25 protein-coding genes are annotated in these 24,114 nt (G+C 75.4%); 7 read left to right on the top strand and 18 right to left on the bottom strand.

The features are described from left to right. Positions 1 to 109: 109 nt before the first annotated feature. Complete coding sequence (locus AC2A1K_RS08625; RefSeq protein WP_483895914.1) at positions 110 to 1,756, top strand: peptide chain release factor 3; 1,647 nt, start codon at positions 110 to 112, stop codon at positions 1,754 to 1,756. A gap of 29 nt (positions 1,757 to 1,785) precedes the next feature. On the opposite strand, the gene AC2A1K_RS08620 is transcribed toward AC2A1K_RS08625, so the two are convergent. Beyond that, positions 1,786 to 2,163, bottom strand: coding sequence for a hypothetical protein (locus tag AC2A1K_RS08620; protein WP_483895913.1), 378 nt, complete (start codon positions 2,161 to 2,163; stop codon positions 1,786 to 1,788). A gap of 96 nt (positions 2,164 to 2,259) precedes the next feature. Continuing rightward, a complete protein-coding gene (locus tag AC2A1K_RS08615) occupies positions 2,260 to 2,697 on the bottom strand; it encodes a hypothetical protein (protein ID WP_483895912.1) in 438 nt (145 codons plus the stop codon). Between the two features lie 315 nt (positions 2,698 to 3,012). On the opposite strand from AC2A1K_RS08615, the gene AC2A1K_RS08610 reads away from it, so the two are divergent. The 3 genes from AC2A1K_RS08610 to AC2A1K_RS08600 are packed head-to-tail and all read left to right on the top strand — an operon-like array spanning position 3,013 to position 5,776. Next, positions 3,013 to 4,125 carry a protein kinase domain-containing protein gene (locus AC2A1K_RS08610; protein ID WP_483895911.1) on the top strand — a complete coding sequence of 371 codons (1,113 nt, stop codon included), beginning with the start codon at positions 3,013 to 3,015 and terminating at the stop codon, positions 4,123 to 4,125. After that, the gene (locus AC2A1K_RS08605) at positions 4,125 to 5,357 is read left to right on the top strand and encodes a PP2C family protein-serine/threonine phosphatase (RefSeq protein WP_483896158.1); all 1,233 of its coding nucleotides are present in this window, start codon (positions 4,125 to 4,127) and stop codon (positions 5,355 to 5,357) included. The genes AC2A1K_RS08610 and AC2A1K_RS08605 overlap by 1 nt, the downstream gene beginning before the upstream one ends. Further along, positions 5,354 to 5,776: an FHA domain-containing protein gene (locus AC2A1K_RS08600; protein WP_483895910.1), complete on the top strand. Its 423-nt coding sequence runs from the start codon at positions 5,354 to 5,356 to the stop codon at positions 5,774 to 5,776. The genes AC2A1K_RS08605 and AC2A1K_RS08600 overlap by 4 nt, the downstream gene beginning before the upstream one ends. 3 nt (positions 5,777 to 5,779) lie before the next feature. Here the strand turns inward: AC2A1K_RS08600 and AC2A1K_RS08595 are convergent, their stop codons facing one another. The 9 genes from AC2A1K_RS08595 to AC2A1K_RS08555 all read right to left on the bottom strand — a co-directional run bounded on the left by AC2A1K_RS08595 (position 5,780) and on the right by AC2A1K_RS08555 (position 17,121). Further along, the gene (locus AC2A1K_RS08595) at positions 5,780 to 6,232 is read right to left on the bottom strand and encodes a GtrA family protein (protein WP_483895909.1); all 453 of its coding nucleotides are present in this window, start codon (positions 6,230 to 6,232) and stop codon (positions 5,780 to 5,782) included. Continuing rightward, positions 6,229 to 7,263 (bottom strand): decaprenyl-phosphate phosphoribosyltransferase, encoded by a 1,035-nt coding sequence (locus AC2A1K_RS08590; RefSeq protein WP_483895908.1) that lies wholly within the window; start codon positions 7,261 to 7,263, stop codon positions 6,229 to 6,231. Before AC2A1K_RS08590 ends, AC2A1K_RS08595 begins: the two co-directional genes overlap by 4 nt. Further along, positions 7,260 to 7,841 carry a phosphatase PAP2 family protein gene (locus AC2A1K_RS08585; protein WP_483895907.1) on the bottom strand — a complete coding sequence of 194 codons (582 nt, stop codon included), beginning with the start codon at positions 7,839 to 7,841 and terminating at the stop codon, positions 7,260 to 7,262. The genes AC2A1K_RS08590 and AC2A1K_RS08585 overlap by 4 nt, the downstream gene beginning before the upstream one ends. Before the next feature lie 117 nt (positions 7,842 to 7,958). Further along, positions 7,959 to 8,099 (bottom strand): HAD family hydrolase, encoded by a 141-nt coding sequence (locus tag AC2A1K_RS08580; RefSeq protein ID WP_483895906.1) that lies wholly within the window; start codon positions 8,097 to 8,099, stop codon positions 7,959 to 7,961. Between the two features lie 36 nt (positions 8,100 to 8,135). Next, the gene (locus AC2A1K_RS08575; protein WP_483895905.1) at positions 8,136 to 11,249 is read right to left on the bottom strand and encodes an arabinosyltransferase domain-containing protein; all 3,114 of its coding nucleotides are present in this window, start codon (positions 11,247 to 11,249) and stop codon (positions 8,136 to 8,138) included. Between the two features lie 116 nt (positions 11,250 to 11,365). Continuing rightward, a complete protein-coding gene (locus AC2A1K_RS08570) occupies positions 11,366 to 11,776 on the bottom strand; it encodes a DUF350 domain-containing protein (RefSeq protein ID WP_337704879.1) in 411 nt (136 codons plus the stop codon). A gap of 78 nt (positions 11,777 to 11,854) precedes the next feature. Beyond that, positions 11,855 to 14,965: an arabinosyltransferase domain-containing protein gene (locus AC2A1K_RS08565; RefSeq protein ID WP_483895904.1), complete on the bottom strand. Its 3,111-nt coding sequence runs from the start codon at positions 14,963 to 14,965 to the stop codon at positions 11,855 to 11,857. Positions 14,966 to 15,026: 61 nt separating this feature from the next. Continuing rightward, on the bottom strand, positions 15,027 to 16,187 hold the full coding sequence (locus AC2A1K_RS08560; RefSeq protein ID WP_483895903.1) for a glutathionylspermidine synthase family protein: 1,161 nt from the start codon (positions 16,185 to 16,187) through the stop codon (positions 15,027 to 15,029). Positions 16,188 to 16,218: 31 nt separating this feature from the next. Further along, the gene (locus AC2A1K_RS08555) at positions 16,219 to 17,121 is read right to left on the bottom strand and encodes a hypothetical protein (protein WP_483895902.1); all 903 of its coding nucleotides are present in this window, start codon (positions 17,119 to 17,121) and stop codon (positions 16,219 to 16,221) included. 117 nt (positions 17,122 to 17,238) lie between these two features. On the opposite strand from AC2A1K_RS08555, the gene AC2A1K_RS08550 reads away from it, so the two are divergent. Then, entirely contained in the window at positions 17,239 to 18,492 is a 1,254-nt protein-coding gene (locus AC2A1K_RS08550; RefSeq protein ID WP_483895901.1) for a septum formation family protein, read from the top strand. Positions 18,493 to 18,503: 11 nt separating this feature from the next. Then, complete coding sequence (locus AC2A1K_RS08545; RefSeq protein WP_483895900.1) at positions 18,504 to 18,848, top strand: metallopeptidase family protein; 345 nt, start codon at positions 18,504 to 18,506, stop codon at positions 18,846 to 18,848. Between the two features lie 55 nt (positions 18,849 to 18,903). On the opposite strand, the gene AC2A1K_RS08540 is transcribed toward AC2A1K_RS08545, so the two are convergent. From AC2A1K_RS08540 to AC2A1K_RS08530, 3 genes are all read right to left on the bottom strand, one after another. Then, positions 18,904 to 19,560 carry a histidine phosphatase family protein gene (locus tag AC2A1K_RS08540; RefSeq protein ID WP_483895899.1) on the bottom strand — a complete coding sequence of 219 codons (657 nt, stop codon included), beginning with the start codon at positions 19,558 to 19,560 and terminating at the stop codon, positions 18,904 to 18,906. Further along, positions 19,557 to 20,513, bottom strand: coding sequence for a prephenate dehydratase (gene pheA / locus AC2A1K_RS08535; protein WP_483895898.1), 957 nt, complete (start codon positions 20,511 to 20,513; stop codon positions 19,557 to 19,559). The genes AC2A1K_RS08540 and pheA overlap by 4 nt, the downstream gene beginning before the upstream one ends. A gap of 157 nt (positions 20,514 to 20,670) precedes the next feature. Then, a complete protein-coding gene (locus AC2A1K_RS08530; protein WP_483895897.1) occupies positions 20,671 to 21,573 on the bottom strand; it encodes a hypothetical protein in 903 nt (300 codons plus the stop codon). A gap of 147 nt (positions 21,574 to 21,720) precedes the next feature. On the opposite strand from AC2A1K_RS08530, the gene AC2A1K_RS08525 reads away from it, so the two are divergent. Next, complete coding sequence (locus tag AC2A1K_RS08525) at positions 21,721 to 22,569, top strand: DUF2470 domain-containing protein (protein ID WP_483895896.1); 849 nt, start codon at positions 21,721 to 21,723, stop codon at positions 22,567 to 22,569. Here the strand turns inward: AC2A1K_RS08525 and AC2A1K_RS08520 are convergent. From AC2A1K_RS08520 to AC2A1K_RS08505, 4 genes are all read right to left on the bottom strand, one after another. After that, the gene (locus tag AC2A1K_RS08520; protein WP_483895895.1) at positions 22,541 to 22,879 is read right to left on the bottom strand and encodes a DUF3817 domain-containing protein; all 339 of its coding nucleotides are present in this window, start codon (positions 22,877 to 22,879) and stop codon (positions 22,541 to 22,543) included. The two genes, AC2A1K_RS08525 and AC2A1K_RS08520, sit on opposite strands and share 29 nt — an antisense overlap. Further along, positions 22,876 to 23,307, bottom strand: a complete 432-nt coding sequence (locus AC2A1K_RS08515; protein WP_483895894.1) for a hypothetical protein — start codon at positions 23,305 to 23,307, stop codon at positions 22,876 to 22,878. The genes AC2A1K_RS08520 and AC2A1K_RS08515 overlap by 4 nt, the downstream gene beginning before the upstream one ends. 63 nt (positions 23,308 to 23,370) lie before the next feature. Then, entirely contained in the window at positions 23,371 to 23,754 is a 384-nt protein-coding gene (locus AC2A1K_RS08510) for a hypothetical protein (protein WP_483895893.1), read from the bottom strand. Next, on the bottom strand, positions 23,694 to 24,107 hold the full coding sequence (locus tag AC2A1K_RS08505) for a hypothetical protein (protein ID WP_483895892.1): 414 nt from the start codon (positions 24,105 to 24,107) through the stop codon (positions 23,694 to 23,696). Before AC2A1K_RS08505 ends, AC2A1K_RS08510 begins: the two co-directional genes overlap by 61 nt. Positions 24,108 to 24,114: the final 7 nt, after the last annotated feature.

The raw sequence follows: 24,114 nt of genomic DNA, 5'->3' as shown, positions 1-24,114 counted from the left end.
GCCGTACCCTCGCCTGCGGGCCGTCGAGGTGGCGGGAGACGCAGCGTGGCGGGAGACGCAGCGTGGCGGAGCTCGACCCGCGAGGCGGGCGTGTGAGGGAGGAACAGCGATGACCGCGGTGTCGGCCCCGTCGGAGGCCGTGTCGTCAGGGGCCGTGTCCTCAGAGGCCGGGGACCCCGGGATCCAGGCGCGGCGGCGCCGCACGTTCGCGGTGATCAGCCACCCGGACGCCGGAAAGTCCACCCTCACCGAGGCGCTGGCCCTGCACGCCGAGGTCATCTCGGCGGCGGGCGCGGTGCACGGCAAGGGCGGACGCAAGGGCGTCACGTCCGACTGGATGGACATGGAGCGCGAGCGGGGCATCTCGGTGACCTCCGCGGTGCTCCAGTTCGCCTACCGCGACCAGGTCATCAACCTGCTCGACACCCCCGGCCACGGCGACTTCTCCGAGGACACCTACCGGGTGCTCGCCGCCGTCGACGCCGCGGTCATGCTGCTCGACGCCGCCAAGGGCCTCGAGCCCCAGACCCTCAAGCTCTTCGACGTCTGCCGCGACCGCGGCGTGCCGGTGCTGACGTTCGTCAACAAGTGGGACCGCCCGGGCCGCGAGCCGCTCGAGCTGGTCGACGAGGTCGAGCAGACGATCGGCCTGCGCCCGATGCCGATCACGTGGCCGGTGGGCATCGCCGGCGACCTGCGCGGCCTCGTCGAGCGCGCCGACGGCACGATGCACCGCTTCACCCGCGCCGCCCACGGTGCCTCACGCGCGACCTCGGAGGTCCTCGACGCCGAGCGGGCGGCCGCCGAGGAGGGCGCGGACTGGGAGCGGGCGACCGAGGAGCTCGCGCTGCTCGACGAGATCGGCGCCGGCTTCGACGACGAGGCGTTCCAGGCCGGCACGGCGACGCCGGTCATGTTCGGCTCGGCACTGTCGAACGTCGGGGTGGCCCGGCTGCTCGACGCGCTCGTCGAGCTGGCCCCGCCGCCCGGGCCCCGCCCTGACCGGAAGGGGGAACCGCGCCCGGTCGAGGCGCCGTTCTCGGGGCTGGTGTTCAAGGTGCAGGCCTCGATGGACAAGTCACACCGCGACCGTGTCGCGTTCGTGCGGATCTGCTCGGGGCGCTTCGAGCGCGGCATGGTGCTCACCCACGACGCCACCGGGCGCCCGTTCGCCACCAAGTACGCGCAGGCGATGTTCGGACGCGACCGCTCGACGATCGAGGAGGCCTTCCCGGGCGACATCGTCGGGCTCGTCAACGCGACCGCGCTGCGGCCCGGCGACACCCTGTGGGCCGACGAGCAGGTCACGTTCCCGACCATCCCGAGCTTCGCCCCCGAGCACTTCGCGGTCTGCCGGGTGGCCGACATGTCGAAGACCAAGCAGTTCCGCAAGGGCATCGAGCAGCTCGACTCCGAGGGCGTCATCCAGGTGCTGTCGTCGGACCTGCGCGGCGACCAGGCGCCGGTGCTGGCGGCGGTCGGCCCGCTGCAGTTCGAGGTCGTGTCGGCCCGACTGGCGGACGAGTTCGGCGCCCCGGTCAAGCTCGACCGGCTCGAGTACACGCTCGCCCGCCGCACCGACGAGGCCGGCGCCGCGGGCCTCAAGGGCGCCGTCGGCATCGAGGTCCTCACTCGGCGCCTCGACGGGGAGCGGCTGGCTCTCTTCCCGCACAAGTGGCGCCTGCAGGCCGTGGCCCAGAACAACCCGGACATGCTCCTCGCGCCGCTCGTCGCCGAGGGTGCCTCCGGCATGTGAGCCCGCTGCTCACATGCGCGCGGCGCGCCTCAGGCCGGGAGCCGCCGCGGGGGCAGTGCCTCGTTGATCGTCCGGCTCGTCTCCTCCGGGTCGGCGACCTCGATGACGACCCGGTGGTACGGGTCGCCGCGCAGGTAGATCGCGAGCAGGCGCTCCGCCCGCCGCACCATCCAGAGCTGGCGACGCTCCCCGACGCCGTACGAGCCGGCGCGCAGCACCCGCGGCACGCTGACCCCGGGCAGGTGGACCCGGGGACTCGCCGTCACCGCGTCACGGCGGGTCATGGGGCGGGCCAGCAGCACGCGGCTCAGTGGCAGGTACACCCCACGACGGCAGGCCCACACGCGGTCGGCCCCGGTGAAGCGCACGACGAGACCGTCCGCCGTGATGCGGACCTGGACCGCCATGTCTCACCTGCCTCGTGCGCGGAGCGAGCTCGGTCGCCGGACCCGCACGTCGCCGCAGGACGACGACGCGACCTGGTCCGGCGAACGGCCGGGGGGTCAGGACAGCCGGTCGTTCTTCGCCGCGGCTTCCTCGTAGGCGCGCTCGGTCGCGCGCTGGGCGTCGGCGAACCCCTTCTCCACGGCCTGGGTGCCGTCGGTGTGCGCGTCGCGCACCGCCTGCTCGGCGTCGCGCGCGGCCTGGGCCAGGGCGCGCTCCGCATCCGCCGCCGCGTCGGAGATGGACGAGGCATCGGACGCGCCGGACGCGCCGGACGGACTCGACGGGGTGGGCGCCGTCGTGTCCGAGGATCCGGATCCGGATCCGGATCCGCTCGGCGTGGCGGCGGGCGTCGAGGCCCCCGAGGCGGGCATGCTGGCCCGGTCGGTGAGGTCGTCGGCCTCGGGTCGGCGGTGCTGGGCGGACCGGTCCCCGGTCAGCTCGTCGGATCCCACAGGAGACCCGACGGGACGGTCGGCGTCGTCGGTTGCGCTCACGGCACGACCTCCGGACTTTCTCGCGCGGACGGCCGCGCGCCGGGCCTGCTGTAGGCGCGGCACCCAACCCCCCGATCGGCTTCGGTGCCGCGACAGCATGGCAGGCCACGGCCCGATCGGCCCGGGCACCCTCCCCGGGAGCGCTCCCGGAAACCCCGATCGACGTGCGTGTGAGCTGAGCGGGTGTCGCTCGCCACCCGGACGGGGGAGCGTCTTCCGGCCCCTGATGATCCACGGCCGATGGCGGAGAGCGGTCGCTCGCACGGCGATGACACGATGGTTCACCAGACACCGGCAGAAACGGCGGAGAACGACATGGACGGACCCGGCGCGGGGACCAGCGGTCCCCCGGTCCCCGAGCAGGCGCGGTTCTGCGCGCGCTGCGACGGGCCCGTCGGGCGGGGCCGTTCGGGCCGCCCGGGTCCCGAGCGCGGCACCTGCCCGTGGTGCGGTGCCGCGTACGACGTCCGGCCGGACCTCGCGGCGGGCACCGAGCTCGCCGGGCGCGCCGACCGCTACCGGGTGCGCGCCCCGCTGGTGCGCGGCGCGCGGGGGTGGTCGTACACCGCCACGCGCGGGCGGGACGGCGCGCTGGTCGTCCTCGGCAGGCTCGAGGGTCCCGAGGGGCCCGCCGCCGGCGCGCTGGCGGTCGACGAGACCGAGGTCCTGCTCGCCCTCGACGTGCCCGGTCTCGTGCACGCCCGCGACGTCGTCCGGGCCGACGGGCGGGACGGCGACGTGCGTCTGCTCGTGCTCGATCACGTGCCCGGCGAGGCGCTGTCCGCGTCCCGGCCCGTCCCACCCGCCGAGGCGCTCGACGCCGTGCTCGGGGCCGTGCCGCCGGTCGCGGCGCTGCACCGGCACGGCCTGCTGCACGCCGACGTGAACCCCAGCAACCTGCTGCGCGGGCCCGCCGGTCTCCATCACGGGATCACCGTGCTCGACCTGGGCAGCGTGCGGCGCGTCGAGGACCGCGAGAGCGACGTGTGGACCACGACCGGCTTCGTCGCGCCCGAGATCCACCCCGGCGGTCCCGGCCCGTCGGTCGCCTCGGAGGTCTTCGCGCTCGGGCGCACGCTCGCGGTGCTGCTCGTCGACTTCGACCATCTGCGCAACCACGCCCTGCGCCTGCCGGACCCGGCCGGGGTGCCGGTGCTGCGCGACGACCCGGACCTCGTGGCGCTGCTCGCCCGCGCCACCGACGCCGACCCCGCCCGCCGGCACCGCAGCGTCGAGGCGTTCGCCGCGGAGGCGCAGCGTGTTCGGGACCGCTACCCCGACGACACCGCCCGACCGGGCGACTCCGGCGTGGAGGTCGGCGTCGCCGCCCGGGCGCACCCGGAGGATGGACCCACCCGACGTGGCGAGGGCCGTCCGGCCGACCCCGCCGGCGACCACCGCGACGCCCGAGGAGCACCGATCCCGTGATGGAGATGGCCGGGACCGGCGGCGGGCCGCTGGTCGAGCGCACCGATCTGCGCGTCGAGCTCGCCGACGGCACCCCGCCGCCGTGCCCGCAGTGCGGCGACGAGGGGCCCGCGGCGACCGGCGGCACGTGCCCGAGCTGCGGCGCGACGCGCCCGGTGCTGCGCGACCACGTCGAGCTGACCCTGGGCGACGCCGCCGCGATCACCGACCGCGGGCTGCGCCGCCGCCGCAACGAGGACGCCGTCGAGCTCGGGCGGCGGGTCGAGGGCACCGGCGACGACCGCGTCGAGACCTGGGTGGCCGTCGTCTGCGACGGCGTGGCCTCCGCGCGCCGGGGCGATGAGGCCTCCCTGGCCGCCGTCGGCGCCGCCGTGGGGGCCGCGCTGGAGACCGCGGCCGCGCCCGCCACGCCACCGACCGGCTTCCCGGCGATCTCGGCCCGCGACACGGGGCCGGTGGGCACGGAGACCCGCGAGCCGGCGGACACCGAGGCGAGCACCGGCGAGGCCCCGGCGAGCAGCGGTCGCGCCGGCACCGGGGTCTCCGGCGAGCTCGACGCGCTGGCCACCGCGGCCTCCGCGGCGGCCGCCACCGCCGCCGCCGACCTCGGGCTCGGCGGCGGCGACAGCCCTGCCTGCACCTACGTCGCGGCGGTCGTGCGCGGCGGCGAGGCCGTGGTCTCGTGGATCGGTGACAGCCGGGCCTACTGGCTCGCCGGCGACGGCTCGTCGCGCCTGCTGTCCACCGACGACTCGTGGGCCGAGGAGATCGCCAATGCCGGGATCCTGTCGCGCGAGGAGGCCGCGCGCGACCGTCGCGCGCACGTCCTGACGCGCTGGCTGGGCCGCGACGCCCCCAGCGGCCCGGCGCACGCCCGCCGCGTGCGGCTGGGGGTTCCCGGCCTGCTGCTGCTGTGCAGCGACGGGCTGTGGAACCACTTGCCCGACCCCGAGATCCTCGCCCGGCTCGCGCGGCCGGGGCTCTCCGGCACCGCGACGGCGGAGAACGTCGAGGAGACCGGCGTGCCCGACCACCCGGCGCTCGCCGCCGCGGCCGCCCTGCTCGCCGCCGCGCTCGACGACGGCGGCCACGACAACGCGACGCTCGCCCTGATCCCGATCGTGCCGCCCGCGGACGTCGCCGGGCGCGCGTCGGTGACCGTCGACGCACGCGGCCCCGACGAGCGCACCGGGCCCATCCCGCTCGACGGGGAGGGGGTGGTCGACCGGTGAGCGACGATTCCCCGCCCGGCGCGTGGGTCGTGACGGTGTGGGCCGATCGCGAGTACCACGACCTCGTCCTCGCCCGGGGCAGCGCCGACGGCACCACCACCCCCGGCGAGTTCCCCGCCGACCTCCCGCCGCGAGAGGTCACGCTGACCGCGGAGGAGACACGCGTCGGTCGCGGTGGACCGGACGTCCTCGAGATCGACCTGGGCGGCCCCCCGCGCGATCCCGGCGTCTCCAAGCTGCACGCCGTGCTCCTGGCGCTGCCCCGCGACCGGTGGGTGGTCATCGACGCGGGCTCGACCAACGGCACGACGCTGAACTACGCCGAGGCGCCCCTGACCCCGGACACGCCGGTGGCGCTGCGCTCCGGCGATCGGATCCACGTCGGCGCGTGGACCACGCTCACGGTCGAGCGCCGCTGAGGGTCAGCGTCCCCCGAGCGGGATCGGACCGGTCGGCGCGTCCCACGACACCACGGGCGACGCCGGGCCGATCGGCGCGCGGGTGAGCACGAGCCGGGCGGCGAGGAAGCTCACCGGCACCGCCAGCGCCGCGGCGAGCAGCGGCGCGAGGCGCTCGTCGACCCCGAGGTGGACCAGGCCGACGACGCCGACCGTCGTCGCCAGCACGTTGACGATCTGCGAGGCGGGGTAGAGCAGGAACCGGGTCCACGTCGGGCGCACCCGGAACGTGAACCGGCAGTTCAGGAAGAACGACACGACCATCGCCGCGCCCAGCCCGACGGCGTGCGCGGCGAGGTAGCCGGCGGACGGGTGCGCCAGCAGGTAGGTGCCGTAGTAGGTGGCCGCGTTGGCCAGCCCGACCAGGCCGTAGCGCACGAGCCCCCCGAGGAGCTCGCGCGCCGGCCGGGCCGTCACTGGTGGGCCACCGCCGTGTAGACCGCGAGGCCGATGAGCACGACCCAGATCAGGCCGAGGACCTGCAGCACGCGGTCGCCGAGCACGATCTCCTCGGGCTCGCCGCCGTTGCCGCCGTCGACGTCGACCGCGTAGCGCAGCACCGCCACCACGAACGGGACGATGGAGACGATCGCCCAGGTCGACGGCGCCGAGGGCAGCCGGCCGGGCATCGCGGTGACGCCGATGCCGAACGCCCACAGCCCGTAAGCCATGATCACGACGGTGGCCGAGAGCGACCACACGAAGCGCAGGTAGGACGCCGAGTAGCGCTCCAGCGACTTGCGGATCTTCGCGCCGGTGCGCTCGGAGAGCCGCATCTCGGCGTAGCGCTTGCCCGAGGCCATGAACAGCGAGCCGAACGCCATCGTCAGCAGGAACCAGGGCGAGAGGTACAGCCCGGCCGCGGCACCACCGGCGATCGCCCGCATGAGGAAGCCCGACGAGACGATGCAGATGTCGATGACGGGCTCGTGCTTGAGCCACAGGCAGTACGCCAGCTGCACCACGACGTAGATCGCGGTGACCAGGGCGAGATCCGGGTCGGCGACGAAGCTGACCGCGATCGCCGCCGCGAACAGCACGATCCCGGTGACCACCGCGAGCGTCGGCGGCACGATGCCGGCGGCGATCGGGCGGTAGCGCTTCTTCGGGTGCGCCCGGTCCGCCTCGACGTCCTTGGTGTCGTTGATCAGGTAGACACCGGACGCGGCCAGCGAGAAGGCGACGAACGCGAGCGCGACGTCCGGCAGCACCGTGAGGTCGAGCAGCCGGCCCGCCGCGAACGGCGCGGCCAGCACGAGGACGTTCTTCACCCACTGGCGCGGGCGCATGGCCTGGAGCAGGCCCAGCGGCACCGCGACCGGGCGCGGCCGGTCCTTCGTCACCGGCGCGGGCTCCGGGATGTCGGTGCCGTCGACGGTGCCGACGTCCTCGGCGCTCTGCGTGCCCTCCTGCTCGCGGGCGGAGCTGGGCGGCGTGACGGGTGTCATGCGGTCCTCCAGCGGCCGATCGAGCCCCGGCGCACGAAGTGGCGCGCGCCGAGGGCGCACGCCGCACCGAGCGCCGTGCCGGCCAGCACGTCGGTCGGGTAGTGGACGCCCAGCACCAGGCGCGAGAGCGCCATGCCGGGCACGAGGACGGTCGCGCCGCCGGCCGAGGCACCGCCGAGCAGCCCGGCGTAGAGCAGGGCGGCCGCGGTGGTGGACGAGGCGTGCGAGGAGGGGAAGCTCAGACGGCTGGGGGTCCCGACGTGGACGGCCACGCGCGGGTCGTGGGGCCGGCGGCGGCGCACGACGCGCTTGACGGCGATCGAGGCGCCGTGGGCGACGACGACACCGCCGACCGCGGTGGCCCACTGGCGCCGGCGCGGGACGTCCAGCGCCGCGCCGAGGGCGCCGAGGGCGACCCACCCGGCGGCGTGCTCGCCGAAGAAGGACATCGCCCGGGCCGCCGCGACCACCGGCGGGGTGCCGACGCGGTGCTGGACGGTCCGCAGGACCGCGACCTCGCCCCGGGCCGGGCCGACGGCCCCACCGGCACCGCCGGGTCCCTCGGCACGATCGAGCACGTGGTCGTCCCTCCTGCCGGCGAGGATGTCCTGATCGGGCTCCGGCGCGAGATGGTACGCGGGCCTTGACAACGACCCCCGCGGTGGTCCATCGCGCCACGCGGGGCGGCGGTTCGTTCACGGGTTCGCCAGAACCGTCTCTCCAGGACGGACGCGACGCCCGTCCTCGAGGTTGCTCGCGGTGACCTCGTCCGCGACGTGGAGCACATCCGGGTGACCGATGGCGACGGCGATGCCGTGACCCGCCCACCGCAGCATGGCCACCTCGCCGGCGCCGAGCAACGTCCCGTCGACCTAACCCACCGCTCCCTGGTACTCCACGCCCACGTACTCCTCGCGCGCGAGCGTCGGCCCGCGCTCCCACCCGGACTTCGAGCGCTCGGTCGTCGTCAGGCCGTAGCGTCCGGTGGGGAGGTCGCGCACGACGAGGTCCACGCGGCCCCAGGGTTTCGCGGCCTCGCGGCCGGGGGCGACCGCCGTCGCGAGGCGGATGTAGGTGGCGCCGACGGTGTCGAAGCGCCAGACGCCACCGCGGTACCGGTTGTCCTGCAGCCCGTAGTACGCCGAGGTCAGGTCCTCGTCGGCGTGGATGCGCACCGTCGAGGGCGGCGCGATGCCGTCGTGCGAGGCGACCTGGTCCACGCAGGGCCACAGCACGGTCGACATCTGGTCGACGAGCACCGGCTGCCCCTCGAGCAGCGGCGCGATCGGCTCCTGCTTCGCCAGGAACGGCTGGGCGACGGCCAGGCGGTCGGTGCCGCGCGCCCCCGTGGTGTCGACGACGACGCGCACGAACGTCGGGTCGCCGGGTGCGTCGCGCAGCGAGACGGGCCGCTGCTGCCAGGTCCGGTCGTCGGCCTGCGGGAGGTAGTCGATCGGGGTCCGCCCGAGGACGCGCGGGTTCGCGGCCGGGCCGTCGCCGAACTCGACCGACACCTGCTCGTCGGGCGGGCCGGACTCGAGCATCGGCACGACCACGTCGGTCGCCCCCGAATCGGGCGGCACCGGGTACCAGCCGGTGACGACGGTGCCGCGTCCGCTGGAGTCGTCGGTCTCGTCGTGCCACACGCGGCCCAGCCCGGGCACCGGCAGCGGTGTCGGGGCCACGGTGTCGTCGACGAAGTCCCCGGTCGTGACCGCCGGGGTGACCGGCGGGCCGAGTGCCGTGGGGGTCGGCCGCAGGACGCTGACGTTGTCCTCGAGCCCGCAGCCCTGGCGCACGATGTCCTTGGCGTTGCCGAGCGCGACCGTCCAGCCCGGGTACTGGCGCACCGGGGCCAGCACCATGACCGCGATCAGGCCGACGACGACGCTGCCGCACGCGACCGCGAGCAGCGCGCGGTCGGGCTCGGGACGGGGCAGGTCGCGGTCCGGCCAGCGCCGCAGCGACCAGGTCGCCCACGCCGCCGCGAGCAGCGCGACCCCGACCCAGACGAGTGGGTTGCGCAGGAACACCGGCCCCAGGTGCGGCGCGTGCAGGTTCAGGCTCAACGGCGTCGGATAGGGGTCGGCGTGGTCGCCGAAGAACTGGCCGCGGTCGGTGTAGGGGCGCCACAGGTTCCAGCCGGCGTAGCTCACCGACGTCGCGATGACCAGCACCGCGACCCCGCCGACGGTGGCCAGCGCCCGGTCGTGGCGCGGCATCGGGCCGCGCAGCAGCGCGAGGGCGATGAGCACGGTGCCCGACGCCGCGATCACCGGGAAGTGCAGCACCCACTTGGTCGGGCTGGCGGCGACGAGCACGAAGGCGAGCGCGGTGGTCGCCGCGGCATGGAGGAGCACCCGGCGCAGGGCGTCGTCCTCCGGCCCGCTGCGCCCGCTGCCCGCCGCCACCAGCAGCGTCACCGCGAGCGTGATGAGGATCGGCGCGCGCTGGGCCCACGGTGTCCGGCCCGGCCCGAGCAGGGTCTGGTAGTGGACGAGCTCGTCGTACCAGGGGACGGTGTCGTAGTAGTACGCGTGCACGGCCGAGGCCTCGATGACGTCGCCCAGCGAGGCGTCGGCGAACGCGAACGGGACGGCGAGCGAGGACGCGGCCCCGAGCACGACCAGCAGCGCGAACTGCTGGCGTCGCGGCGCGGCCATCATGTGCGGCCAGGCGCGCGGGATCTCCACCAGCAGCGGCGCGACCGCCACCAGGCCCGTCGGCGAGCAGGCCAGCGCGAGCGCCGCCGCCATCACCGCGCCGACGTAGAGGATCGGGGTGCCGCGGTCGCGGGCGACCTCGACCAGCAGGAGCACCACCACCGAGAGCAGCACGATCAGCGGCTCGGGGCGCAGGGTCAGGCCGAACGGCAGCCACCACAACAGGTGCGCGACCAGCAGCGCCCACGGCACCCAGCCCCGGCGGACCGCGGTGCGCCGCGAGATCAGGATGAAGAAGGCGCGCAGCAGCGCCCACGTCAGCAGCCCGAACAGCAACGGCAGGCAGCGCTGCCAGACCAGCCCGAAGCCCCCGATCGCGCCCCAGGCCTGCATCGCGTACTGCGAGACCACGAAGGGGTTCTCGGTGACGTTGAACATGTAGACGGCGTTGCCGACGTACCCGGCCTCGCCGGCGTCCCGCGCCATCAGCGGGTACCAACTGTCGTCGAAGTTCATCGGGGCGACGAGCACCCAGCCCGCCGAGATCGCCACCACCAGGCCGTCGGCCCAGGACAGGTGACGCCGCAGGCGCGCGGGCCACGTCCGCGGGGCGACGAGCCCCCGGACCTTCCGCCACCGGCCCCGCCGGTAGACGAGCACGAGCAGCACCGCGAGCGCGACGAGGTGGGCGACGAGCAGGGTCGTCTTCAGCGGGCCCGGGGTGGACGCGTAGCGGTCGTCGGTGCGCACGGTGACCCCGAGGCCCGCGGACGCGGGCGTGCCGTCGGTGCTCGTCGAGAGCTGGGCCATGATCGGCGGCAGGACCGCGGCGCAGTCGCCGCACGCGAGCGGCAGCGGCACGCCGTCCTGCATGACCCGCAGGCCCGCCTCGTCGACGGTGATCGCGAGCGTGCAGTCCCCGGGCGGGATCGGGCCCGCGGCCACCGTGCGCCCCGAGACGGTCAGGCTCGCGACGCCACCCCCGGACGCGAGCACCAGCCCGCCGCCGCGCGGGTCGCCCGGCAGGGTGCGCAGGACGTCGCCACCTGCCCGCAGCGCCGTGCACGGCACCTCGGCCGAGAACCCGAGCGGGCGGGGCGGGTTGAGCGCGAGCTGCGTCGACACCGGCGCGCCGGCGGCGGCCGCCGGGTCCGGCCACGTGACCGTGGTGTCCTGCGCGGTCACCGGGGCGAGCGGGACGGCGATCCCGAGCAGGATCGTGAGCATCGCCCACACCAGGACGGCGCGGGCACCCAGGCGCGGCGCCCGGCCGGGCTCGTCGTCGTGGGGCGAGGCCTGGTCGGCACGCACCAGCGTCGTCACCGAGCGCCCCGCGGGGAGCACGGGGTCGCGAGCGGGGTGAACCGGGGAGTACGCACCGGAGTGGAGAATAAGTTGTGAAGAGCCCGTCAGGGGTCTCGGGGTGGGCGGTGTGTCCGCTAGATGACCGCCACCGCGACGACGAGACCGAGGGCGACGTGCATGGCCGCGATCATCGCCGAGTCCCAGGTGAACCGGTCGTCGTGCAGGCACCCGTCGACGTCCAGGCGCGCGACGCGCTCGAGACCGCGCACCGCGAGGACCTGGGCGATGATCCCGACCAGACCGTAGATCGACGTGTTGAGGATGCCGGCGACGAAACCGCCACCGGAGACGTAGATGGCGGTCACGATGATCAGTGCCATCGACACCAGCCCGGCGGCGGAGACCACCACGGCGTTCGGCCGGCCCTCACGGACCAGGCCGCGGAGATCACCAGGGGTCGTGAGGTCGATCGCGAAGTAGCCGATGTACATCAGCACCGCGCCGATCACCGCGTACACCACGATGAGGCCGATGTTCACACCCATCGTGGGCCAGAAATCGGGAGCGAGCACCGGGGAGACCCTCCATCACAGACGATCGGGGCGCCAGACTAGGGCACCGATCTATCCGACGGCGCCCTGGTACTCCACGCCGGCGTAGTCCTCCCTCGCGAGGGTCGGACCGCGCTCCCAGCCGGCCCGGGAGCGCTCGCTCGTGATCACTCCGTAGCGGCCGGACGGGAGGTCGCGGACCACCGCCTCGACCCGGCCCCAGGGCTTCGCGGGCACGCCGCCGGGGCGCACCGCGGTCGCGAGCGTGACGTAGGTGGACTCCAGGTCGTCGAGCCGCCAGACGCCGCCGCGCGCGTTCCAGTCCTGGGCGTTGATCGTCGCGCCGGTCAGGTCCTCGTCGACCGAGAGCCGGAAGGCCGGGGCGGGGGCGATGCCGTCGTGCACGGCGACCTGGTCGACGCACGGCCACAGGCTCGACGAGCTCTGGTCGGCCAGAGCCGGCGCACCGTCGATGACGCCCTGGATCGGCTCCGGGCGCGCCAGGCGCGGCTCGGCCACCGCGAGCCGGTCCTCGCCCACGGACCCGCCGCGCTCGACGACGACCCGCACCGCGTCCACGCCGGGCGGCGCGTCCACGAGCGAGACGGGTCGCTCCTGCCACGCCCGACCGTCGGTGTTGGGCAGGTAGTCGATCGACGTGCGCCCCACCACCGAGCCGCCGCGGCCGAACTCGACCGAGACGGCCTCGTCGGGGTCGTTCGCGGCCAGCAGGGGCACGAGCACGTCGGATCCGCCGGTGCCCGTCGGCACGGGGTACCAGCCGGTCACGAGCCCGGCCCGCCCCGTGGAGCCGGCGACGTCGTCGTGCCAGACGCGCCCGAGCCCGGGGACCGGTCGCGGCGGCGGGACGCGGGTGTCGTCGACCATGTCGCCCGACGGCACGGCGGGTCCGGTCGGTGCGCCGAGCGGGACCGGGGTCGGGCGGAGCACGGTCACGTTGCTCTCCAGCCCGCACTCGGCGCGCGCGATGTCCTTGGCGTTGCCGAGCGCGACCGTCCATCCCGGGTACTGCCGCAGCGGCGCCAGCACCATCACGCCGACCATGCCGACCACGACCGCGACGCAGGCCGCCGCCAGGACGGCCCGCTCGGGCTCGGGGCGGAGCAGGTCACGGTCGGGCCACCGGCGTCGCGCCCACTGCCCCCAGGCCGCGGCGAGCAGCGCGACCGCGATCCAGACGAGCGGGTTGCGCAGGAACACCGATCCGAGGTGGGGCGCGAGGAGGTTCTCGCTCAGCGCCGTGGGGTCGGGGTCGGCGTGGTCGCCGAAGGGCTGGCCGCGGTCGCTGTAGGGGCGCCACACGTTCCACCCGGCGAAGCTGACGGCCGCGGCGACGACGAGCACGGCCACGCCCCCGGTCGTCGCCAGGGCCCGCTCGTGGCGCGGCATCGGCCCGCGCAGCAGTGCGACCGCGAGGAGCACGGTGCCCGACGCGGCGACCGCCGGGAAGTGCAGGACCCACTTGGTCGGGCTGCCGGCCACGAGCGCGAACGCGACGGCGGTGGTCGCCGCGGAGTGCAGCAGCACCCGGCGCAGCGCGTCGTCGTCGGGCCCGCGGTGCGCGCTGCCCGCCGCGACCAGCGCGGCCGTCGCGAGCGTGATGAGGACCGGCGCCCGCTGCCCCCACGGTGTCTCGCCGGGTCGCAGGAGGGTCTGGTAGTGGACCAGCTCGTCGTACCAGGGGACGGTGTCGTAGTACCAGGCGTGCACCGCCGAGGCCTCGAGGACGTCCCCGAGCGAGGCGTCCGCGAAGGCGACGGGGATCGCGACGCTCGCCGCCGCGCCCGCGACCAGGACGGCCCCGAGCTGCTGTGCGCGGGGCGCCGCGAGGATCCGCGGCCCCGCCCGGGGGATCTCCACCAGCAGCGGCGCGGCCGCCACGAGACCCGTCGGCGAGCAGGCCAGCGCGAGCGCCGCCGCCATCACCGCGCCGACCCAGAGGATCGGGACCTCCCGCTCGCGCGCCAGCTCGACGAGCAGCAGCACCACCACCGAGAGCAGCACGATCAGCGGTTCCGGGCGCAGCGTCAGCCCGAACGGCAGCCACCACACGAGGTGGGCCAGCAGCAGTGCCCACGGGACCCGCGCGGGCCGGACGTCGGTACGGCGCGCGAGCAGGACGAAGAACGCCCGCAGCATCGCCCACGTCGCGAGCCCGAACAGCAGCGGCAGGCAGCGCTGCCAGACCAGGCCGTAGCCCCCGATCGCCCCCCAGAGCTGGGCCGCGTACTGCGAGACCACGAACGGGTTCTCGGTGACGTTGAACATGTAGACGGCGTTGCCCACGTACCCGGCCTCGCCGGCGTCCCGCGCCATCAGCGGGTACCAGCTGTCGTCGAAGTCCAGCGGCCCGACCACGAGCCAGCCGACCGAGACCGCCACGACCAGCGCGTCCGCCCACGAGGCGTGGCGTCGCAGCCGGTCGAACCACCCGCGGGCGCCGATGCGCCCGTGCCCGCCGCGCCACGTTCCGCGCCGGTGCACCAGCACGAGCAGGACCGCGAGGGCGATCAGGTGCCCCGCCAGCAGCACGGTCTTCAGCGGGCTCGGGGTCGACGCGTAGCGGTCGTCGGTCTGCAGCGTCACCCCGAGACCGGCCGTGGCCGGCGTGCCGTCGGTGCTCGTCGAGAGCCTGCTGACCTGCGGGGGCAGGACGTCGCGACACGCCCCGCAGGTCAGCGGCAGCGCGCGGCCGTCGAGCTGGGCGCGCAGGCCCTGCCCGTCGACCGCCAGGTCCAGCCGGCAGTCGGCGGGTGGTACCGAGCCGGTGAGCACCGACCGGCCGGACACGTCGACCTGCATCGCGGCGCCGGTCGAGGAGACCGTCAGGCCGGCGCTGCCCGCGTCCGCGGGCAGGGTGCGCAGGACGTCGCCCCCGGCCCGCAGGGCGCTGCACGGCACGGTCGCCGCGAACGTCAGCGGGCGCGGCGGGCTCAGGGTGAGCGTGGTGGATAGGGGCGCACCCGCGGCCGCGTTCGGATCGGGCCAGGTCACGGTCGTGTCCTGCGCGATCACCGGGGCGAGCGGGACCGCGATCCCGAGCAGGATCGTCAGCAGCGCCCAGACGAACAGCGAGCGGCCGCCGGGACGCCGGTCCGGGATGCTCGTGTCCCCCGGGATCGGGGCCTCGGACGGTGCCGGGGTCGCGGGCGGAGCGGACAACGTGCCGGGAGCCTAGGTCGTCCGGGCGGCCCCGCCGAGAACCCCCCGGGACGGGGGTCGCTCAGTCCGGGATGCGGTGGGGCACGAACGCCGCGCCGTTGTCGGTGATGAGCCCGGTGGTCTCGCGGATGCCGAGACCCGCGGAGGTGTCGCCGACGATCCAGGCGCCGAGCGCGGGGCGGTAGCCGTCGAACTCGGGCAGGGGGTCGAAGAGCTGGTAGACGTAGCCCTCCTCGCCGTAGACCCCGCCGGTCTCGGTCTCGTAGCCGGGGGCGACGACCGCGATGTTCGCGCCCTCACGGCCGAGCAGGGGCTTGCGCACGTACTCGGTGAGCATCCCGGGGTCGCCCAGCGAGGCCGGGAGCAGATTCGGGTGCCCCGGGTACATCTCCCACAGCACCGCGAGCAGCGCCTTGTTCGACAGCAGCGTCTTCCACAGCGGCTCGATCCACGTGGTCTCGGGCAGGCTGCGGGTGACGTGCTTGCCGAAGTCGTCGCCGAGCACCCACTCCCAGGGGTAGAGCTTGTCGACGACGGCGATCGGCGACTCCTCGAGGTCGACGAACCGGTCGAGCGCGGAGTCCCAGCCGAGCTGTTCGATCGCGAGCCCGACGGTGTCGAGCCCGGCCTCGGCGGCGCACTCCTGCAGGTAGGCCGTCGTGACGTGGTCCTCGCCGGTCGGGTCGGCCTGCGACCAGCAGAAGTGGACCTCGCTACGGGGCAGCTTCGCGGCGATCTCACCCCAGCGCTCCACCAGCTTCTCGTGCAGCGAGTTCCACTGGTCGTCGTCGGGGTGGACGTCCTTGAGCCAGTACCACTGGCAGATCGAGGCCTCGAGCAGCGTCGTCGGGGTGTCGGCGTTGTACTCCATGAGCTTCGCCGGGCCCGATCCGTCGTAGCGCAGGTCGAAGCGGCCGTAGAGGTGCGGGTCGCCCCGGCGCCACGAGGCCGCGACCTGCTCCCAGCACCACTCCGGCAGCGCGAAGTCGCGGAACCGCTCGGTGGTGACGACGTGGTCCACCGCCTCCAGGCACATCGAGTGCAGGAGCTCGACGTCGGCCTCGAGCGAGAGCACCTCGGCCATGTCGAGGACGTAGTGCACCGACTCGTCCCAGTACGGCCGGGCGCCGTTCAGCCCGGCCGCGGGCGTGCCGAACACCAGCCCCTGCTCCTCGATCGTCTGCTGCCAGCCGGGACGGGGCTTTCCGGTCGCGCGCTCCACGCCCGTGATCCTGCCGTATCCCGGTCTTCGCCTAGCTGCCCGACGAGCTGCCGCCCGACGAGCCGCTGCTCGAGCTGCCCGACCCGCTGCTCGTGCCGCTGCTCGAGCTGCCGCCGACGCCGAGACCGCCGCGGCTGACCGTGCCGCTGCTGCTGGTGCTGCCGAGGCTGCTGCCCGACGTACCGCTGCGCACCGAGGTGCCGCTGGCCGGCGGCCGCGTCGACCCGCCCTGCGCGACCGTGCCGACGGGCGAGCTGGAGCCGTAGTTGTAGTGGTACTGGTTGCCGAAGCCGCCGATGAAGATCGGCACGAAGGCCCCGCTGCTGTCGTAGTAGCCGCCCTGCTGCGTCCCGCCGCAGTTCTCGTCGGGCACGACGACGCCCTGGGGGTCGACGCACTGGGCGGTGACCTCCTCGTCGGGCGAGCTCGCCGCGTAGACGACGGCCACGAGCGCGACGACGCCGACCGCCACCCCGCCGCCGATCAGCACGCGCTTGCGGATCTTGCGCTTGCGCTGCTCGGCGGCCTCGGCGGCGTCGCGCTGGGCGCGCTCACGGCGCTGGGCCTCGCGGCGGGCGCGCTGCTCGGCCACCGTGGGCTCGCGGGGCTTGGTGGTCGCCGGGTCCTGGTAGCGCACGCGACCGCGGCGCTGCTCGTCCTCACCCGCCCCCGAGCCCGCGTCCGCACCCACCGCCGCCGGCTCGCCGCCGCCCGAGCCCGCGGTGGCCGCGGGGACGCCCGACGGGGGCGTCGCGGTGTCGTCGCCCTCGGAGGTGCCGTCCGTCTCGTCGGAGCCGCGGTGTCGCCCGCCGGACACGGCGGACGTGTCGACCTTCTCGGTGGGCCGCTGGGCCTGTTCGGAGGAGGCGTTCAGGTCGACGTTCTCGGTCCGTCGCTCCGACGGCTGGTCCCGCTCGTCGTCTCGGCCTGTCATGGTCCCCTCCGCCCAACCGTTCCCCGGCGCCGTCCGGCGCGCACCGGTCACCACCGATCCTGCCCGACCCGGGGTCTTCCGGCCCGGGGAATCCCGGAGCGGCATGATGACAGGGCGATGCTGCTCCGGGAACGCCAGTCCGGGCCGTCCGGTGACGGCGGCCCCGACGGCGACGACAGATTCGACAACGGGGTCGACGGCGACGCCCGCGGTGTGGACCGCTGGCTCGACCGCGTCCTCGGTTCCGACGACGCCGCCGACCCCCGCCGCCGTGCCGCCCGCCGCGGCGTCGTCGGCGTGCTGGCGGGCGCGGTGATCATGCTGGTCGCCGCGACCGCACTCGCGGCCACCGGGTCCGGCCCCGAGGTCCTGGGGCTCTCGGGCTCCCCGTCCGGGCCGGCCGGGGCGTCCTCGTCGAGCGAGGACGACGGTCCGCCGCCGCTGACGACCCAGCCGGGCGCCTGCCTGACGTGGAGCCGGGACGACGCCGGCGACGTGCGCGAGGTCGACTGCGCCCAGCCCCATCTGTTCGAGAGCGTCGGCGCGGTCGACGCCGCGCAGCCGCCCGGCGCGCCGTTCCCGGCCGACCCGGCCTGGCAGCAGCTCGTCACCGACCAGTGCACGCCGCAGGCCCGCACCTATCTGCAGGGCAGGCTGGACCCGGCCGGGCGCTACAAGGCCGGCGCGCTGAAGCCGACCCAGGCCGCCTGGGACGCCGGCGACCGCACCGTGCGCTGCGGGCTGCAGGCGCCGGGACGCACCGGGGCGCTCTTCTCGTCGACCGGGCGCGTCACCGACGCCGACCAGGCCGTCGTGTACGACCAGGGCACCTGCCTCGGGCTCGCGGGCAAGGAGGTCTCCGACCCCACCGCGTGCGGCGAGACCCATGCCGCCGAAGTGGCGGGCACCGTCGACCTCGGCACCCAGTTCCGCCAGGGCTTCCCGTCGGTCGACGAGCAGGACAACTACCTGCAGCCGACCTGCCAGCGGATCGCCGAGCAGTACGTCGGCTCGGCGCAGAAGCTCACCGACTCGAAGCTCACCGTGTACTGGACCAACCTCGCCGAGGAGTCCTGGACCGCCGGCACCCGGCGGGTGAGCTGCAACCTCGGCTCGCTGCTCGCCGACAGCTCCGGGTTCGCCCCGCTGACCGGGAAGGCCGCCGAGGGCGTGACCATCGGCGGCGAGGCGCCGCCGTCCACGGCGCCGAGCCTGCGCCCCGGTGCACCGGCGGCGACCCCGGACACCTCGACCACCGCCCCGGCGCCCGACGGCGGCGCCTCCGGTGGCACGGCGAGCCAGCCGGGTGGCGGCCAACAGCCCGGTGTCCAGGTGCCGTCGCTCCCGGTCCCGGGTCTCGGCGGCGGCTAGCGTTCGTCCCCGTGGACGTCGGGCCCGCGCGTTTCGAGGAGCTCGTCGCCGACGCGCTGGACGAGCTCCCGGAGCCGCTGACGCGGGCGATGGACAACGTCGTCGTCCTCGTCGAGGACCGCCACCGCGAGGAGCCCGACCTGCTCGGGATCTACGAGGGCGTGGCGCTGACCGAGCGCTACAGCGACTACGGCGGCGTCCTGCCCGACCGGATCACGCTCTACCGCCTGGCGCTCGCGGACGTCTGCGCCGACGAGGACGAGCTACGCGAGGAGGTCGCCGTCACCGTCGTGCACGAGATCGCGCACCACTTCGGCATCGACGAGGAGACCCTGCACCGGCTGGGCTGGGGCTGAGCTTCACGTGAGCACTTTCCGGGCCGATAGGCCCGGAAAGTGCTCACAAGGGTGGTCAGCCGGTGGGGTCGTTGGTGGCGGGCAGGCCACCGGGGACGGCGCTGCGCCAGGCCACGAGCTCCCACCCGCTGCCGCGCGGGCGCAGGACGACGCGCCCGCAGTTGCCGACGTGCTCCTCGTCGCGCGGCGGCACACCGACGCGCTCGACGAGCTCCTGGGCCGCGAGGCGCAGGGCGGCGCCGTGGCTGACGAGCACGACCGTGCCGCCGTCGGAGTGGCGGTCGCGCAGGTCGGCGACGACGGGCTCGTAGCGGTCGAGCAGGTCGCGCCCGCTCTCACCCCCGGGGTGTCGGGCGTCCAGGTCGCCGTCGAGCCACCGGTCGACGACCCGCCGGAACGCCGCGACGGCGGGCTCGTCGTTGCGGCCCTCGAGGTCGCCGACCTGCACCTCGTGCACCCCGCGGACCTCGATCGGCACCAGGCCCAGGTGCTCGGCGACCAGCTCCGCGGTCTCCGCCGCCCGCAGCGCCGGCGAGTGGTATAGCGCGGCCACGCTGCCCTCGGTGCCCTCGGCGAGCTCCCGGCCCAGCGCGTGGGCCTGGGCGCGGCCGAGGTCGGTGAGCGGGGGGCCGGGCAGCACGGTGTCGAGGACGTGCTCGACGTTCGAGGGCGTCTGGCCGTGGCGCGCGAGCACGAGGCGCAGATCGCTCATGCGCCGCTCCCGTCGCGCAGGGCGGCGAGCCAGGAGGTCGCCTCGGTGTAGTCCTTGACGGTCTGGCCCGGCCCGGGGTCCGCGCCCACCTCCTGCTCGCCCGCGACGGTCGCGCGCGGGTACGAGCCGAGGAACCGCACGTCGGTGCAGCGCCGGCGCAGCGCGGCCAGGGCCTCGCCCATCGCGGGCTCGGCGACGTGGCCCGTGCCGTCGAGGAAGAACCAGTAGTCGCCGCGCCGGTCCTTGAGCGGCCGCGACTCGATGCGCGTGAGATCCACCCCCCGCACCGCGATCTCGGTGAGCACCGCGAGCAGCGCACCCGGCTGGTTCACCGTGGTCGCGGCGATCGAGGTGCGGTCGGCGCCCGTCGGTGCGGGCAGCCCGGGCGGCCCCGGTGGGCGGACCAGCACGAACCGCGTCACCGCGTCGCCGGTGTCGTGCACCCCGGACGCGAGCTCGACCAGGCCGTGGTGCGCCGCGGCCACCGGCGCGCACACCGCGGCGTCGACCTCGCCCGCGGCGACCTGCGCGGCGGCCGCCGCCGTCGAGGAGGTCAGGCGCACCTCCGCGGCGGGCAGGTGCTCGGCGATCCACCGGCGGGTCTGGGCCTCGCCGTGCGGGTGGGAGGCGACGCTCGCGACGTCGTCGACCGTCGTGCCGGGACGCACGAGCACCGAGAAGCGCACCGGCAGCAGGATCTCCCGCACGATCACCAGCGGCGGCGTCTCCACGAGCCCGTCCATGGTGGCCGGCACCCCGCCCTCGACGGAGTTCTCCACGGGCACGCAGGCCGCCTCGGCGTCCCCGGCGCGCACGGCGTCGAGCGCCGCGGTGGTGCTCGCGAACGGCTGCAGCACCGGCTCCGGGTCGCCCAGGGCGTCGCCCAGCACGGCGGGCGCCAGGGTGCGCAGGGCCTGTTCGCAGAAGGTGCCGTGCGGCCCGAGGAACGCCACTCGATGGGTCGAGCTCCGCTGCGCTGCGTCTCCCGGCCGACGGGTCGAGCTCCGCTGCGCTGCGTCTCCCGGCCGACGGGTCGAGCTCCGCTGCGCTGCGTCTCCCGGCCGCTGTCCTGTCACGTCATCCGAGCGTACGGGGCGGCGCGGGATCCCTTCAGAGCAGGCCGAGGCGGGCGAGCTCCGGGCCCGGCACGGCGACCGCCGTCGACCCGAACGACGAGAACAGCGAGCGCACCCTCACCGCGGCCTCGGGGCCGACGTCGCCGAGCTCGGCGGCCAGCGCGTCACCGTCGTCGACGAGCAGGGCCTCGCCGATGCGCTCCTCGACCGGGCTGTCGGTCCCCGGGGCGAGCGCGCGGACGGTGGCCACGAGCAGGTTCAGCCATCCGTGGTGGGTGAACCCGGTGTCGGGGTCGGTGTGCCGGACCGCCGACTGCAGGCCGATGCTCGCGGTGAACGAGCGGCCCGCCCCGACGGCCAGCGCGAGGAACCCCGCGACGTCGTGGACGCCCGGGAACGCGCCGGCGCGCCCACCGCCGCAGCGCAGCTTGGGCCGGCAGCCGTGGTCGACCACCCGGCGGACCCCGTCCAGCCAGTCCTCGGAGCCGTCGGCGTCGGGGCGGCGCGGCTCGACGACCGCGACCACCTCGTCCGGCACGAACTCGGTGACGCGCTCGAGCCAGACGGAGTCGACGTCGTGCGGCGCCGGCATCTCGACGGTGCGCGGGTCGAGCAGGGCGGCGCGCGAGGAGGTCAGCGACAGGGCCTTGGGCACGCCGCCGAGCCCGGTGTCGACGGCCAGGGCGATCGGCACGGGCGCCGAGGGACGGCGCTTGACCAGCACACTGACGAGCTCGGAGAGGCGCGACACGGGGACGACCAACGAGCCGAGCAGACCGCCGGCGTCGTCGGCGCGGGCCGCGAGATGCTCCTCGACGACCGTCGCCATGTCCGGCCGCGCGCCCTCGGCGACGAGCGCGGCGTCGTCGACGATCGCTCGGAGCAGGGCGGGCACACCGTCGACCGGTGCCCCGCCGGCCTCGGGGACGGTGGACACGACCCGCACGGTAGCGGGGCGCCCGCCCGGCACCGGCCACCGGTCCGGGGATCCACTCCCTCTCACGGACCCGGCCCGGCGGGGACTCGCGTTCGACGCGGAAGTTTGATTAGGCTCCCCTTAGTTCGTCCGCACCGAGGGAGTCCGATGGCCAGGAGCCGACCGCCCGCGCCGCCCGTCCCGCCGCCCGCCGAACGCGCACGGACACTCGCGGGCCGCGCCCGGCACGCCGCGGTGATCGGGGAGGCGGTCGGCGGGTGGGTGGGATCGGGCCACGAGGACGGCGAGCTGCGCGCCACCCCGACGCTGCACCACGTGCCCTCGACCGGTGCCGCGACGTTGCAGTTCTCCGAGGACCACCCGTTGGTCCTGCGGGTGCGCGAGCGCGGGGAGTCGCTGCTGCCGGTCATGCTCGAGCTGGCCGACGTCGCGCCGGTCACGGTGCGCCGCCCGGTGCGCGGGCTGCTGTGGGTCAGCGGGCGCCTGCGTGTGCTCCCGATGCGGGTGGCCCGCCGCGCCGCGCTGCGGATCGCCGCCGAGCTCCCCGACGAGCGCCTCCTCGACATCGGCCACGGCGAGACGCTGCTGCGCCTCGAGCCGGCGATGGTCGTGCTCTCCGACGCCGAGGGCACCGAGGCGCTCGCACCGACCGCCATGGCCGCCGCGCCTCCCGACCCCGTCGCGGCGACCGGCGACCCGTGGCTCGCCCACCTCGCCGCCGCGCACGCCGGCACGCTCTCCGCGCTCGTCCCGCGGCTCCCGCCGCACCTGCGCCGCCGCGGTCACCGGATCTCGCCGCTCGGCGTCGACCGGTTCGGTCTACGGCTGCGCGTCGAGACCGACAGCCCCGAGCCGGGCGACCACGACGTGCGGCTGCCGTTCGCCGCACCGCTCTCGTGCCCCGGTCAGCTCGGCCAGGCCGTCCGCGACCTCATCGGCTGCGACGACGCCGCGCCTGGCCTGTGGCCTACCTCGCATCCCGCAGCGGGCGCGTGATCTTCCGTTCGGCCACGAACGACACGAACGGGATCGTGCCCGCCAGCGCCACGAGCACCGCGCGCCCGACCGGCCAGCGGTCGCGGTAGGCGAGGTCCGCGGTGAGCAACAGGTAGCCCATGTAGAGGAAGCCGTGGATCGGGCCGACGATCGCCACGACGGTGTCGACGCCCCAGATGTACTTCAGCGGCATCCCGATCAGCACGAGCACGAGCAGGCCGACGCCGACCACCCACGCCCCGACGCGGTAGCGCTTGAGCGCCGCCACGACCTCCGGTGTGGGCGGGGCCTCGGGGGAGCTGGTGGTCACGGCCGATCGGTCTCCTCGCTCGGGGTCGTCCTGTCGGCTGCGGCCAGCTCGGCGTACATGGTGTTCCAGCGGGCGCGCTCGGACCCCGGCGGTGCGTCCGCGACCCTCGTGGCGACACCGGTCGGCCGCGGACCGAACGGCGAGTCCGCCGGGGCGGCGCGCACGGGCTCGGGCGCCTCCCGCACCCGCCGCGCGGCCTGCGCCTCGTCGAGCGCCTTCGCCTCGGCCCGCAGCATGCGCCACCACAGGGCGGCGAAGAACAGCCCGAACAGCGGCCACTGGAACGCGTAGCCCGCGTTCAGCAGCGATCCGCCGGGCGACTCGGCGCGGATCACCTGCCAGTACGCCATCCCGCCGCACACGACGACGGCCGCGAGCGCGAACAGCGTCCACCCGATCCAGCGGGGGGTGACGAGCAGGCGCAGCACGCCCCGAGGTTACCGGCGCGGCGCGCAGCACAGCACAGCTGCCGCATCGAGAGGGTCCTCTCGTCAGGCCGTCAACCGGTAGTCGGGCAGCTCGATGCCCTCCGCCGCCGGGCTGGAGAGCTTCGCGACCAGCCCGCCGAACACCGACGACAGCGAGCCGGCCAGGACGTAGGCCCCGACGAGCGCCAAGGTGGTGCCGGTGCCGAACGGGCCGGTCGCCCAGGCCGCGTCGCCGAGCAGCACGGTGCGCCCGGTGCTCCACCGCGAGAGACGGATCTGGGCGACGGCGTCGACGTACAGCGGCGCCCCACCTTCGACCGGGTCGAGCGCCGCCAGCACCCGCGGGGCCTGCCAACCGATGTCGGCGTAGGTGCGGCGCAGGACGGTCACCTGGGCGTCGCGGTCGAGCTCGCCGAGCCCGCGGACGTCGCTGAGGAAGGCGAGCATCGCCCGCATGGTGCCGCGGTTGTGTCGGGGCGCAGGCCGGTGCTCCGCGAGCCCGGGGCGCTGTGCCACCGCCACCACCGGTCGTCGCCCTCGGTGCGCGGGACCGTCAGGTAGGCGACCTGGACGCCGAGCTCGGTGACCTCGGCGTCGGGCAGCACCAGGTCACGGGGGCGCGAGCGCGTGCCCTCGGCGACGACGAGGTCGGCGTCGATCTCCTCGCCCCCGGCGAGCCGGGCCGTGACGTGGTCGCCGTGGTCGGTCAGCTCGCGGATCTGCTCACCGAACTGGTAGTCGGTGCGCTCGCGGGTGCGCTCGTGGATCAGGCGCGACAGCTCGCCGCGCCGGATCTCCATCTCCGCG

It is taken from the genome of Actinomycetospora sp. 2LY8.5 (assembly GCF_057180585.1).
Note: the sequence above shows the minus strand (reverse complement) of the source record. Positions and strands in the feature narration are given on the sequence as shown.

Excerpts from the sequence above, each read along its gene's own strand:
- AC2A1K_RS08625 (WP_483895914.1), top strand. The coding sequence starts at position 110 with ATGACCGCGGTGTCGGCCCCGTCGGAGGCCGTGTCGTCAGGGGCCGTG.
- AC2A1K_RS08620 (WP_483895913.1), bottom strand. The coding sequence starts at position 2,163 with ATGGCGGTCCAGGTCCGCATCACGGCGGACGGTCTCGTCGTGCGCTTC.
- AC2A1K_RS08610 (WP_483895911.1), top strand. The coding sequence starts at position 3,013 with ATGGACGGACCCGGCGCGGGGACCAGCGGTCCCCCGGTCCCCGAGCAG.
- AC2A1K_RS08605 (WP_483896158.1), top strand. The coding sequence starts at position 4,125 with ATGGAGATGGCCGGGACCGGCGGCGGGCCGCTGGTCGAGCGCACCGAT.
- AC2A1K_RS08590 (WP_483895908.1), bottom strand. The coding sequence starts at position 7,263 with ATGACACCCGTCACGCCGCCCAGCTCCGCCCGCGAGCAGGAGGGCACG.
- AC2A1K_RS08580 (WP_483895906.1), bottom strand. The coding sequence starts at position 8,099 with ATGCTGCGGTGGGCGGGTCACGGCATCGCCGTCGCCATCGGTCACCCG.
- AC2A1K_RS08570 (WP_337704879.1), bottom strand. The coding sequence starts at position 11,776 with ATGGGTGTGAACATCGGCCTCATCGTGGTGTACGCGGTGATCGGCGCG.
- AC2A1K_RS08555 (WP_483895902.1), bottom strand. The coding sequence starts at position 17,121 with ATGACAGGCCGAGACGACGAGCGGGACCAGCCGTCGGAGCGACGGACC.
- AC2A1K_RS08550 (WP_483895901.1), top strand. The coding sequence starts at position 17,239 with ATGCTGCTCCGGGAACGCCAGTCCGGGCCGTCCGGTGACGGCGGCCCC.
- AC2A1K_RS08540 (WP_483895899.1), bottom strand. The coding sequence starts at position 19,560 with ATGAGCGATCTGCGCCTCGTGCTCGCGCGCCACGGCCAGACGCCCTCG.
- AC2A1K_RS08525 (WP_483895896.1), top strand. The coding sequence starts at position 21,721 with ATGGCCAGGAGCCGACCGCCCGCGCCGCCCGTCCCGCCGCCCGCCGAA.
- AC2A1K_RS08510 (WP_483895893.1), bottom strand. The coding sequence starts at position 23,754 with ATGCTCGCCTTCCTCAGCGACGTCCGCGGGCTCGGCGAGCTCGACCGC.
- AC2A1K_RS08505 (WP_483895892.1), bottom strand. The coding sequence starts at position 24,107 with ATGGAGATCCGGCGCGGCGAGCTGTCGCGCCTGATCCACGAGCGCACC.